Source organism: Lacrimispora sp. BS-2 (assembly GCF_040207125.1).
Lineage (GTDB): Bacteria > Bacillota > Clostridia > Lachnospirales > Lachnospiraceae > Lacrimispora.
In genome coordinates, this window is the sequence record NZ_CP157940.1 from 3,318,986 (window position 1) to 3,332,058 (window position 13,073).

The following is a 13,073-nucleotide window of genomic DNA, read 5'->3' on the forward strand; positions in this document are numbered from 1 at the left end:
TTCATCGGCAGCTGCGGATTTCCTTGCCAGAGTCTGTTTGACTGCTCTATTATCTGAAAGTAGTGTGGTTTTATAACTTTTTTCCATTACGTCCGAATTTCTTTTTCTTGTTAAAAAATGGAATCCTGGAAGCGGCTGCTTCTGCACGCCCTTTGTTGTCCTTTTGATACGAACGCATAAGCTCGTCCAACTGCTTGAACCGTTCTTCTTCCTTTTCTTCCTTTAAATTCATTAAATATTCCATTTCCTTGATGACCTTGTCATTAACCAGGCAGCTGACATCCTGGCTCAACTGCTCATTATTTACTTCTAAAGCCCGTCCAATGATATGGTTCATGATCTCCTGGAACTGTTCCATCTTTTCCTGGGCTATGGAAATCTGCGCTGATGTTTGTACCTCCAGGTCTGCCCCATCCTCCGTACCAGATATTGCACTGTCCTTTAATTCCTGAGTCACCTGTCCCTCCAATAATTCATCTGGTATGACAGGGTCCCTGCCCTCCTCAACTACCTTGTCAAGCGCTGTCTTAATGGCCTTTAACTGATACCCCTTGTCCTTTAAGTCCTTGATCTGCTTGAATAAACGGATGTGTGCTTCAGTGTAATACCGGTGCCCCATCTCATTTCTGGGAATCTTTAACTCCAGCTCGTCCTCCCAGTATCTAAGGACATGTGACTCCACATCGACCTTCCTCGATGCATCCGATATTAAGTAATGTATCTCAGCCATAGCTATATCCTCTCCTTTGGTTCGTTTAGTTTTCATAACCTTACTATTTATATCATATGCTGGCTTCTGATGGATTATGAATGGGAATTGGAAATTTTTTGAAGGATTTGAGAAATTTTTGAAGGGAGAGGGTGGGAATGGCTGGGCCGCAGGGGCCATCATGGAGAAGGGATTCGAACCTCGAATCCCTTCTCCATGATGGGGGGCGTTCGCCCCATAGAAAAAGAGGGGTCCCTGTTCCCGAAAAGCAAAAATGCTTGCTTTTCGGGAACAGGGACCCCTCTTTTTCTATCCTGCTCATTGCCGGGCCATGTTTGCAAACTTCGTATATTCCGGTCTCCAGACCAGATTAATGGTCCCAATAGGGCCGTTTCTCTGTTTTGCAATAATAACCTCTGCAATATTAGGCATATCCGTATCCTTATTATAATAATCATCACGGTATAAGAACATAACCACGTCCGCATCCTGCTCGATGGCTCCGGATTCTCGGAGGTCGGAGAGCATGGGGCGGTGGTCTGGTCTTGTTTCGCAGGCCCGGCTTAGCTGGGATAAGGCAATTACGGGAGCGTTCATCTCTCTTGCCAGGGCTTTTAGGGATCTGGAGATTTCTGATATCTCCTGCTGGCGGTTTTCGCCGCCTTTTCCGCTTCCGCTCATCAACTGAAGGTAGTCGATGATGACCACGCTAAGACCGTATTCCAGCTTCATCTTACGGCATTTGGAGCGCAGTTCCCCAATGGAGATTCCCGGGGTATCGTCAATGATCAGCTTGGAATTGCCGATGACTCCGATCCCCTCCACTACGGCATCCCAGTCGGTATCGGATAAGGTTCCTGTTCTAAGCTTCTGGGAATCTACATTGGATTCCATGGCCAGCATACGATTTACCAGCTGTTCCTTTGACATCTCAAGGCTGAATACCATACAGGGCAGGCCCTTTTTTACAGCAATATGGTCTACCAGGTTCAGCACAAAAGCCGTCTTTCCCATGGAAGGGCGGGCGGCGATCAGGATGAAATCGGAAGGCTGAAGGCCGGAAGTCTTATAATCCAGGTCAATAAAGCCTGTGGGGATTCCGGTTACGGTTCCCTGGTTCTTGGAAGCCTCCTCGATCTTTTCCAAAACGTTCATGGCAACCTGGCGGATGGGTACGAAATCCCCGGAGTTACGGTTCTGAAGCAGATCAAATATGGTCTTTTCCGTAACAGCCATAATGGTTTCCAAGGGTTCTTTTCCTGCGTAGCAGGTGTTGGCTATTTCTTCATTTGCCTTAATAAGCCGTCTTAGAACCGCCTTATCACGGACAATATTGGCATAGGACTTTATATTGGCGGATGTAGGAACCGTGGTGATGATGTCCCTTACAAATTCCAGGCTTGAAACTTCGGGAGGAACATCCTTTTCCTTTAAACGGTTTTGAAGAGTTACCAGATCCACCGGCAAATTCTCATTAAAAAGCTCCAGCATGGCCTCAAACATGATGCCATACTGGTGCTGGTAAAAATCTCCTGCTGTAACGATCTCGGAAGCCGTGATGATTGCATCCCGGTCCATCAGCATGGAACCGATGACGGATTGCTCTGCCTCTATGCTGTGAGGCAGCACCCGTTTGATCAGGGCATCATCCATGTTCATGCCTCCTAGCTTTCCACTACCTTAACATTCAGTTTTGCAGTTACATCTTTATGAAGCTTGATCGGAACCTCATGAGAACCAAAGGTTTTAAGCGGTTCGGGAAGGACCAGCTTCTTTTTATCAATATCATATCCCAGCTGGCTCTTAATAGCAGCGGAAATTTCTTTTCCTGATACGGAGCCAAAAGCTCTTCCGCCCTCTCCTGCCCGTATGGACAAGGTAACAGATGCTTCTGAAAGCTTGGTTCCAAGCTCCTTTGCAGCCTCCAGCTGTTCCGCTGCGATCCTTGCCTCATTGGCCTTCTGAAGCTTTAAATCATTTAAATTCTTAGCGGTTGCCTCAATTCCCAGTTTTTTAGGGAGAATGAAATTTCTTGCATATCCGTCGTTAACCTTAACGATCTGTCCCTTCTTACCTAATGCCTTTACGTCTTCTAATAATACAACTTCCATTATGATATGTCTCCCTTCTCTAACATCTCTTTAATAACCGCTTTTACGCGGGTTTTCGCTTCTTCAATGCTGACGCCCGCAAGCTGTGCGCCTGCAATGGTACGGTGTCCGCCGCCGCCCAGCTTTTCCATCATGACCTGTACATTCACTTCATCAATGGAACGGGCGCTTATATACACCGCATGATTATAATCAGTCATTACAACGGAGGCCTTGATCCCGGCTATGTCCAGCAGCTCATTGGCTGCCTGGGCTCCTACGACCGTAGGGCTTCCGATTCCTTCCGAGGAACATACGCTGATCGCAAAGGAACCCTCGAAAATCTCTGCATCCCGGACAGCCTCCGCCTTTGCCTTGTAATCTTCCAGGTCATCGCGGAACATCTTACGCACACGGACCACATCCGCACCGTTTCTTCTTAAGAAAGCGGCCGCTTCAAAGGTCCTGACGCCTGTCTGGTTGGTGAAATTATTGGTATCAATGACGATTCCTGCATACAGGGCATCTGCTTCCGCAGATTTGATCTTAATCCCATCTGCAATGTATTGCAGCACTTCCGCTACCATTTCACAGGAGGAGGAAGCATACGGCTCTACATAGGAAAGAACCGCATTGTCAATGATCTCACTGCTCTGTCTGTGATGATCCAGGACTACAATGGTCTTTACAAGACGCAGAAGCTCCGGCGCGTCGGTAATGCTGGGGCGGTTTACATCCACCACTACTAAAAGGGTATTGGCATCCACCAGCTCCGCTGCCTTCCCCCCTGTCAGGAATAGATCTTCCGGGTAATCGGGATTACCCACAAAACGGTCCAGAATAGGACGGACCGAGGTAGTCACTTCATTAATAATGACATGGGCCTTCTTATCCATGGCCGTAGCAATGCGGTAAATTCCAATTGCAGCGCCAAAGGCATCGATATCTGTTAACCGGTGCCCCATGATCAGCAGCCGGTCCTTTGTTTCCATCAGCTCTCTAAGGGCGTGAGCTTTTACGCGGGCCTTTACCCGGGTGGTCTTCTCTACCTGCTGGGCCTTGCCTCCGAAATACTGGATCCGTTCACCATCTTTAATTACCGCCTGATCGCCGCCCCGTCCAAGAGCCATATCAATGGCGATTCTTGCAAATTCGTAATTCCGGTAATAGCTGTCTCCATTCATTCCGAGACCAATGCTTAAGGTCACTGCCATCTCATTGCCGATATTGACGGTTTTAACTTCCTCCAGAATGGAAAAACGGTTCTCCTTAAGCTCGGTGATATAGGACTGCTTAATGGCGATAAAGTACTTATCCTTTTCCAGCTTTTTAACGATTCCATTCATATTGGTAATGTACTTGGTGATCTTCCGGTCGATGAGGGCAGTAAGCAGAGAACGGCGTACTTCTTCCACACTCTCCAGCGCCTCATCATAATTATCCAGATAAATAAGGCCGGCAACCATTTTCTGGTCATCCACCATCTGCTTGTAGGTGAGAATTTCCGTTTCATCAAAAAGATAGACTGCCACAAGCATCTGTCCGGCAGCCTCCACTCCAACCGATGAAACAATGACCTCCGGTGATTCTTTCATATAGACAGCCTTTAAACGGATCTGGTATTTCCGTTCATTGCACTCGGCATGGAGAACGGCAGTACCCTCGTTAAGCTTTAACACTTCCTTAGTTATCTCCGGAAAAATGGTCATGATGTTCTTTCTCGTGACCTTTAGAGGTTTTTCTTCCCCTAACACCTCTGAAAACGCTGTATTCCCCCATAGAATCCTTCCGTTTTCATCCGTCATTCCATACGGAAGTTCCAGATCGGTAAGGAGCTGCTTCTGCATCCAGGAATATTCTGCAGAAAATTCCACAAGTCCGCTCATCAGAAGTCTCCTTCTGTAAGTATAAAGCCAGACTGCTATGCCTACATACAGGAGTGTAAAAAACGCCATGATAATGCCCGCCTTTGTACTGGCTGCGCCAATCACCGTATTGGCGGCGATCAGCAATGCGCTCAGATAAAGCGGCCACTGCATATACGTCCTCAGCTGTCCCTTTATTTTGAACTTTTCTTTCATATCTTTCTCCTTATGGAAAAAAGGGTTCTCTTTTCACTGTCCTAACATTATAACATAGTCATCTGTGTTCGTCCATTAAAATACAAAAACTAAGGAAATACAAGGGTTTCAGCAGATTTGAAACAATTTTTAAAGGGTTTTTGCGTTACATAAAACGCAAAAACCCCCTGTGACGGTATAACCATATGCCATTGTTATTTGATTCAGCCAGCCTTTTTCCTGGTTTTATACGACTTTACTTTTATCCATTATATATTGATCGATCATTTTAACAATCTGCGTTTTTTTATAGGGCTTTATAATAAAGCCAAAGGCCCGGATCTTCCAGGCTTCCAGCGAAAAGCCGGGAATACCGGAAAGTAGTACCACTTCCGGCGGGTCCGGCAGTTCATACAGCTTAGCTGCAAGGGTAATTCCGCTGATGTCCGGCATGACCACATCCGAAAACACCATATCAACCGGATTTTCTCTCACATATTGCATGGCTGCAATGGCTTCATTGAAGCTTCCGCACAGTTCAATGCCGTCTATTTCCTTTAAAATACGAGTTAGCTTCACTAATAATTCCTCTGAGTTATCCACTGCTACAACCCTGATGTTCATAATTCCTCCCTGGTTCATTCTAACTTTTTCAATGAATGTAATAATACTATTATACATAGAATTGAATATTCTTTCAACGGGTGACAGTAACAAAACATGGGATCAGCCTGAGCTATATCCGGTTATTTCTCTTTTGCTGCCTCTGATCTCAGGGAATGGACATGGCCCATTCATGTTTTGTCTTTTCCTTAACAAATTCATTTATAACCTGTTTTTGGTTATTCCATTCCATTTCTGTTCAATATTCTGGTTATTTTTACTGAATTTGATTCTTGATTCAGTCAAGCGAGTATTTGCAATCCGCGCCCCTACTTGCTCACAGCGTGCCCCGCTCCACCGGGCATAACCGAATAGCAGCTATTGCTGATTGATTCGGTTAAAATAAAAGAATGGATAAGATGACGATATTTTTTGTATCTGGATCGCGTGTACTTCGAGACAAGCTGAAACTGCTGATTGGCTTTGTCAATGGGATTGGATCAGAATGGCGGCTGGAACAGGAAATTACAGTGAATATGTCTTACCAATGGTTTCCTGGATCAGACTTGAATGAGCGTGGGATTGTGAAGCTATAACAAGAACAGGGAGCAATGTCAACATGACACCGCTCCCCCCATAATTGCTTCTATCCTCATAATGGCTATCTAAGCTTTTTGCTAAAATACAGATTTAAGCTGTCATCGTTGCAGTAAGTTTTATGCGGCTCTGCTATTTTATCTTTATACCAGACACCTTTGCCGTCAGGTATGTAACCACGCTTATGATACATTCTTTGAGCGCTGCCATATCCGCTGTGTAAGCCTACCCCAAGATAAACTACATCTGCATATTCCAAAGCAATCTTTTCAGCGGTATCCATTAGTTTAGAGCCTATTCCGCAACAACGGTATTTTGCTAATACACCAAAATCAACAATTTCGCAATACCCCATATTTGCGAAAGAACCCCAGGAAGAATCGACATACACATTTATATATCCAGCAACGTTACCTTCGTATTCCGCGACAAGAGAAACAGCTTTACCAGAAGCGTTGTCCGCTAACCTTTTCAAATACTTTTCTTCGTTTGCCTGCCAGCCTTGTGCTACTTCTTCTTTGCAGATAGTTTTAGGGTCTGTTTCAATCATTGTCCTTATTAAAACCTCCTCATCAAGGTAATAAACCATGCCTCCACCTCCCATTATATAAATAATCAGAAACTCAACTTTTGTTATTGTGATCATACCATACATTACAATAATTATCCATCAGCCTTATTAATCCATAATTGCAGCTCCTTCATTTAAATTTGAATAAAAAATGAAGCCATAACCCTGTGCGCCACTGCACAATGTTATGGCTTCATTGTCTTGAAGCTTTCTGCCGCCTCCAATATAGGGCCAGATTAAAAGAAAAACATGACGCTGCCTTTACAGCAGAATCATTCCGCCGTTTTTCCTGATTTCCACCTCAGAATGCCTTTTCAAATAATCCAGGGCCATCTGGGGAACCTCTGTCCCAATGCGTTTTATAACCCGGCATTCCCTGTATACCTCATAGCCGCCGGTGCCGCTGGCCCGGTAATCGCTCATGCAAAGGCTTAAAGAACGGTCTCCCATAGGCTCTCCCTTATACAGGATCTTTTTCACCCGTTTTCCCACAGGTTCTTTTAAGTCCACTTCAAAGGTTATCCCGAAAAAGTAATCATAATTATAGTGCTCCACTTTAGGCTTCAAAAACACATCGGATATCTCAATATTTCCATCTTTTAAAGTAAAATATTCAGCACAGCGTTCCAGGGCCTTTTTAAGGGCGTCTTCCTTTACCTCCAGGACCACAAGGGTATTGGAAAATGGATACACCCGGACCATGTCCCGCATGGTCACATGGTCCGGCAGGCTGATAGGCGAATTTCCCAGGCCAACGCAGGAAATATCCGCTCCCGAATATTCCAGCTGGACCTGATTGAAAAAATCTGCGATGGCTGACCCATGAAGGGCCATTTCCAGCTTATTCTCTTCCGGAACCGGCTCTTTTAAGCGTCCAATGTCCGCATCCAGCCATTCCTGCACTGCTTCCTCCAACGGAAGCAGGGACTCATAGGGCTCTTTCCCATGAACCTCTCCTGCCGGGCAGATGGAGGATTTCACTGAAACCTTTCCGTTTTCAAGCCTGATATCCAAACAGGCATACTGGATCGCATTAGGGGCCAGCTGCAGGGTATGGGTCCCATAAAGTTCTCTTCCGGGAACGGACATGTGCTGGTGTGCCGTCAAAAGGATATCATAATCCAGCTCCTTTAAAATACGGCAGCCCACATTTTCACCTGTTGTACTTAAAACCATTCCGTTGTCAAGATCACATTCATAGCCGCCATGATAAATGCATACGGTGACATCTGCCTGGCTTTTCAGCGCTTGCAGCTCTTCTGCAGCCGCTTCAAACGCATCGGTAATGTGGATCTTCTCTAAATGCTCCGGCTGCTCCCACACGTTTACATAATCCGTAACAATGCCGGTCACTCCCAGGCGAAGCCCGTTTTCCAGGGTAAAGACATGGCTCCTTGATATACGGGCCTTTCCTTCCAGATCCTTTGCATTGGCACAGAGGCAGACTCCCTGAAGCGCCTGAAAGTATTCTGCAAGGCATTCATAGCCAAAATTAAAGTCATGGTTTCCCGGGACTACGGCATCGTATCCAGCTTCATTATACACCCTTGCTATGGGGTTCCTCTCAGGGACAGCTTCTTTCCGGGAAGTGATATAGGTGGCAAAAGGGGCTCCCTGCAGGGTATCCCCTCCGTCAAAAATAAGGGTATTTCCATCCTTTTTAAAGTTAAAAATACAGTTTAAAAGCCCCATGGGCCGTTCTTCTCTGTCTCCGTAAGAGGTAGGGAAGAAGTATCCGTGAACATCCGAGGTGTAATAAATTCTTGCTTGTTTCTCCAACTGATCACCCCCTGGCCAGCTTTACGCGGATTTTGGTGGAAATGTATTCCACAATAAGAACCAGAACCACAAGGCCTACCAAAATAGCGCCTGCCTCATTCCACCTATAGGAATTCATGGCAAAGATCAGTGGTGCGCCAATGCCTCCGGCTCCTACAAGTCCCAGAACCGTTGCATCCCTTAAATTAATGTCAAACCGGTAGATCACCGTTGATGCAAAGTTGGGAATGAGCTGAGGCAGAATTCCATACCGTATTTTCTGGAAGGTATTACAGCCGCAGGCATCTAAGGATTCCAGAATCCTGGTGTCTAAATCCTCAATGGCTTCGATATACATCTTGGATACCATACCAATGGAGCAGACGGACATGGTCAAAAGTCCGGTAAAAGCACCGGGTCCGCTGACGCGGATGAACATAAGGCCATATACAAAGGCCGGAATGGTCCTCACCGCCATGATCACCAAACGGCTGAAATAGGCAATGGGAGCCGGCATTAAATTAGAAGCAGACAAAAAGGACAAGGGAATAGCAAGAACTGCCCCCACAATGGTTCCTAAAAATGCAATACAAATCGTTTCCAAAAGAAGATAGGGAACTCCCTGTACGGTCAGGTTAAACAGCAGCTTCCTGTCCGGATGAAAGATGCCGTTTAAAATATTTCCGGCAATCTGAAGCCCCCCAAGCCCGCCTCCTGAAAAATCCAAGGCAGAACCGGACCATAGAATGAGGGCCAGGATGACCATTGACACGGATATCTTATAAACCGTGTTCCTTGGGCGCTCTTCATATACTTTTTCAATCTGTTTATTCATCTGTCAGCCCTCCTACACCAGTTTCCGGCGGCAGTAACGGCTCACCGACTCAATTAAAAATACGGCAACAAACAGCATAATAAGGATCATGCCCACGCTGGGATATTCCCTCCAGCCTAATTTCTCATTCAGGATCAGACCAAGGCCGCCTGCACCTACATAGCCTAAAATAGCCGCGTAGCGGACATTTCCTTCAAAGCAGAACAATCCATTGGAAATGTAGGAAGGAAGCACCTGAGGAATGATGGCGCTCACAAAAGCCCGGACCTTGGTGGCTCCAATGGCTTCCATGGCCTCAAAGGCCCCCATATCGGCAGTTTCGATCTCTTCATATAAAATCTTACCCATATAGGCAAAGGTGAAAATCGCTATGGCCGTAGTTCCTGCCAGGGTACCCAGGCCGAACACATAAGTAGCGATCAGAGCGGTCACCAGGGTGGGAAGTGTCCTTACAATGCTTAAGAACAATCTCATGACGCCGACGATCGCAGCGCTTTTTATGATGTTGGTGGAAGCAGCCATTGCAAAGGGAATGACCACCACCGCGCCTGCCACGGTCCCCAGAAGAGACATCTTGATGGTGTCAAACAAAGGCTTCCACACCTGCGCACTATAGGAAAATGCCGGTGGAACCATCATCCCAAGAATAACAAAGAACTGGTTTCCCCTTTCCATTAAAATCCTCATGTCAAAGCCGGTGATTTTCACGGACAGCACGGTTAAAAACACCAGGATCAAGACAATCAGAGGAAGCCTGGAAGCCGGCCGAAAGACGGTCTTTCCGTCAGACAATACGATTTTCCTGGGTGGAAATATCTTGTCATATAAACTCATCCTGCTGCCTCCTCTTCTTTTCCTTCATATATTTTATCTAAAATATCCTGGGTAACTTCTGAGGCCGGGCCATCGTATACGATCTGGCCGGCCCGTATGCCTACAACACGGCTGGCATATTGGAGCGCCAGATCTACATGGTGAATGTTCAACAGGATGGTAATATTCATTTCCTTATTGATCCTTAAAAAGTCCCCCATAACCTGTTTTGCCGTAACCGGGTCAAGGGAGGCTACCGGCTCATCCGCCAGGATGATCTGAGGGTTCTGGGCAAGGGTCCTTGCAAGGGCAACCCTTTGCTGCTGGCCTCCTGACAACTGATCCGCACGGACAAAGGCCTTATCCAGAATCCCCACCTTGTCCAGAGCTTCTAAGGCTTCCAGCTTATCCTCTTTTGGATAAATGCCGAATAATGCTTTTAAAAACGGCAGTTCCGGTACCTTTGACATAAGGACATTGTTAATGACCCGGGTTCTGGTCACCAGGTTAAAGGACTGGAAGATCATGCCGATCCTGCGGCGGAAGCGTCTTAACTCCTTTCCCTTTAACTGCATCACATCGGTCCCATCCACTGTCAGGGTGCCTTCCGTGATATCATGCATGCGGTTGATGGTCCGAAGAAGGGTGGATTTTCCGGCACCTGAAAGGCCGATAATCGCCACAAATTCTCCCTGCTCAATTTTCAGATCAATATCTTTTAAGGCGTGAAAGCCATTGGGATACTTTTTGCCCACCTGATTAAATTCAATCATATTTTCCTCATTTCCCAGGATAGAGAGCGGAGGCGCCGCAAATGTTTTCCGTTTACGACGCCTCCACAGCCTGTATGTATTATTTATTTTGCATTTAATTCCTTGATCATCTTCTGTGCTGCACGTTCGTTATCATAGTCAGCGCTCTGGGCAGGCTCATATCCCATGTGGCTGTAGATGGCGATAACTTTCTTGCCCTCTTCTGTGTTTCCGATATTGATAAATGCATTCTGAACTGCCTTTTTAAAGCCATCATCCATGATCTTGGAGGTTTTGCTTACGCTGACCGTATCATTAAAGATTGGAGGGGTCACACCGATCACACCTGTTTCTTCCCAGATGGAACCGGCTCTGCCGTATTCAGAGTTCCATTTGTCCACATAATCCCTGCGGGCATCTGCATAGGTACAGAGAACATCCACCTGGCCGGAAGCAAGTCTTGCAAATGCACTTCCATAGGAATCAGACTGTACGGCATGGGAAAGATTTAAAATATTCTTCTGGAAATTATCCTGAAGCCATAAGGAAGGGTAAATGTATCCTGCTGGGGAGGAGGATGACATAACGCTCCAGTTTGCTCCGTCTAAATCCTCAAAGGTCAACTCTTCGCCTTTGTTTACCTTGTCTGCTAAGGCTTTCCCCTTTTCAGAAGGTCCTGCAATAATAAGCGCCCGGTAGGAAGTTGCCTGATCTGTAATTCCCTCGGTGGCTTTCCCGTCATTCCAGTCCTTTGCGGAATCGGAATTCTTACTCAGTGCATCTCTGGTAGCCGTAAGAACCACTTCTGCTCCATCATCATAAAGGACATAAGTTCCTCCGGGAATCAGACCGATATCTGCGGTACCTGCGGAAAGAGCTTCTCCAACCGCTTCATAGCTGGTGCCAACTGTAATCACTACTTCACCGATCTCATAGCCTTCTTTTCCCAACTCTGACTTCAGCATGTCTTTTAAAGGCTCTGTGGCGGTGACGATCTCTTCCGGCTCTCTGGAAGGAACAAAGTAAACATTCAGTTTGTCAATCTTTTTGTTCTCAGCTTTTGCAGTCTCTCCTGCTGCAGAGGTCCCTGCCTCCGTCCCTGCTGCGGTTGTGGCTCCTGTTTGGCTGCCGCCAGAACATCCGCCGATCATTGCTGCACAAAGTGCTGCTGCCATTAATACAGAAACTGTTTTTTTCATACTGCTCTCCTTTTTGTGTGGTTCATCGGTTCTTGGGATCATGGGTCATTACGCACTGTCCCCTACCTCTAGCTTTGTCGGGAGATAAATTGTCATATTGTCTTTGCGGCCTTCCTGGATCTGCTCCAGCAGAAGCTTGATCGCTGTCTGCCATACAATATCAGGAAACATCCGGACCTTGGTGTAAGTGGGCCATTTGGATTCTAAGGTCTCAATGTCCTTATAGATGACTACCGCCACATCCTTTGGCACGCGAAGTCCCGCATCCTGGAAGGCTTCCAAAGCACCTTCCGCGACTTCTTCGCTTCCTAAGAGCACCGCTTCCGGCAGACAGCCTGACTGGATTGCCTGCTTTGCCTGCTCATAACCGCTTTCCCTGCTGATATCGCCTATGTAAAAATTCCCTTCCTCATAAAAGCCTCTCTGCTTAAAAGTCGCCCGGATTCCTTCCAGCCTCCGGTAGCCGATCCTTACCTGGCCTTCTTCATAAAGGCCTCCGATATAGCCGACACTGCAGTATTTTTTCCTGTCCATGAGATAGTCCAGCATTTCATGGATTCCCTTATTAAAATCCATTACAATGCTGTCGTAGGCATAATCCTTTGGATCTGAATTGATGAATACGATTGCATAGCTCTGCATCCGCAGAAACTCCATCTCTTCCTCGGAAAAAACGCCGAAGGCCATGATACCGTCGTACTGTCCGGGCTTATTTTTATCCAGCCGCTCAAACCGCACATCATTTTTTCCTGACATGGACTTTACGATCAAGTCCAGGGAAGAAAGCCTGATATTGGTCCGGTCCTTCCGGATAATATGCCAGTCAGCCACTCCTATGACAATTTCTCTTTCTTTTTGCGCATGACGCCTCCTGGGTGGGACATATTTTAACTCGTGGGCAATTCTGAATATCCTTTTTTTCACTTCCAGACTCACTACAATGGTATCATCCTGATTCAGCACCCTTGATACCGTTGCAATGGATACATCCGCAAGCTGTGAAATTTCTTTTATTGTAGCCATAATCTATATCCTCACCTTTCAATTTTCATTATAATTGCAGTTTCTGCCACCGTCAATAAGCAA

At 46.4% G+C, this 13,073-nt stretch carries 12 protein-coding genes; all 12 read right to left on the reverse strand.

Annotated elements, in window-relative coordinates; translation table 11 throughout:
• Positions 1–70: 70 nt before the first annotated feature.
• The 12 genes from ABFV83_RS15565 to ABFV83_RS15620 all read right to left on the reverse strand — a co-directional run bounded on the left by ABFV83_RS15565 (position 71) and on the right by ABFV83_RS15620 (position 13,010).
• A complete protein-coding gene (locus ABFV83_RS15565) occupies positions 71–730 on the reverse strand; it encodes a helix-turn-helix domain-containing protein (protein WP_349945080.1) in 660 nt (219 codons plus the stop codon).
• A 297-nt stretch (positions 731–1,027) separates the two neighbouring features.
• Entirely contained in the window at positions 1,028–2,362 is a 1,335-nt protein-coding gene (dnaB, locus tag ABFV83_RS15570) for a replicative DNA helicase (protein ID WP_349945082.1), read from the reverse strand.
• An 11-nt stretch (positions 2,363–2,373) separates the two neighbouring features.
• On the reverse strand, positions 2,374–2,820 hold the full coding sequence (rplI, locus tag ABFV83_RS15575) for a 50S ribosomal protein L9 (RefSeq protein ID WP_349945083.1): 447 nt from the start codon (positions 2,818–2,820) through the stop codon (positions 2,374–2,376).
• Positions 2,820–4,880 (reverse strand): DHH family phosphoesterase, encoded by a 2,061-nt coding sequence (locus tag ABFV83_RS15580; protein ID WP_349945084.1) that lies wholly within the window; start codon positions 4,878–4,880, stop codon positions 2,820–2,822. The genes rplI and ABFV83_RS15580 overlap by 1 nt, the downstream gene beginning before the upstream one ends.
• Positions 4,881–5,105: 225 nt before the next feature.
• On the reverse strand, positions 5,106–5,483 hold the full coding sequence (locus tag ABFV83_RS15585; protein ID WP_349945086.1) for a response regulator: 378 nt from the start codon (positions 5,481–5,483) through the stop codon (positions 5,106–5,108).
• A gap of 640 nt (positions 5,484–6,123) precedes the next feature.
• Positions 6,124–6,609: a GNAT family N-acetyltransferase gene (locus ABFV83_RS15590; RefSeq protein WP_349945088.1), complete on the reverse strand. Its 486-nt coding sequence runs from the start codon at positions 6,607–6,609 to the stop codon at positions 6,124–6,126.
• 282 nt (positions 6,610–6,891) lie between these two features.
• Positions 6,892–8,409 (reverse strand): bifunctional UDP-sugar hydrolase/5'-nucleotidase, encoded by a 1,518-nt coding sequence (locus tag ABFV83_RS15595; protein WP_349945090.1) that lies wholly within the window; start codon positions 8,407–8,409, stop codon positions 6,892–6,894.
• A gap of 4 nt (positions 8,410–8,413) precedes the next feature.
• Entirely contained in the window at positions 8,414–9,223 is an 810-nt protein-coding gene (phnE, locus tag ABFV83_RS15600; protein ID WP_349945091.1) for a phosphonate ABC transporter, permease protein PhnE, read from the reverse strand.
• A gap of 12 nt (positions 9,224–9,235) precedes the next feature.
• A complete protein-coding gene (gene phnE, locus ABFV83_RS15605; RefSeq protein ID WP_349945093.1) occupies positions 9,236–10,057 on the reverse strand; it encodes a phosphonate ABC transporter, permease protein PhnE in 822 nt (273 codons plus the stop codon).
• The gene (gene phnC, locus ABFV83_RS15610; protein WP_349945094.1) at positions 10,054–10,809 is read right to left on the reverse strand and encodes a phosphonate ABC transporter ATP-binding protein; all 756 of its coding nucleotides are present in this window, start codon (positions 10,807–10,809) and stop codon (positions 10,054–10,056) included. The genes phnE (ABFV83_RS15605) and phnC overlap by 4 nt, the downstream gene beginning before the upstream one ends.
• Positions 10,810–10,892: 83 nt before the next feature.
• Complete coding sequence (locus ABFV83_RS15615; RefSeq protein WP_349945095.1) at positions 10,893–11,987, reverse strand: phosphate/phosphite/phosphonate ABC transporter substrate-binding protein; 1,095 nt, start codon at positions 11,985–11,987, stop codon at positions 10,893–10,895.
• Between the two features lie 48 nt (positions 11,988–12,035).
• Positions 12,036–13,010, reverse strand: coding sequence for a substrate-binding domain-containing protein (locus tag ABFV83_RS15620; protein ID WP_349945097.1), 975 nt, complete (start codon positions 13,008–13,010; stop codon positions 12,036–12,038).
• Positions 13,011–13,073: the final 63 nt, after the last annotated feature.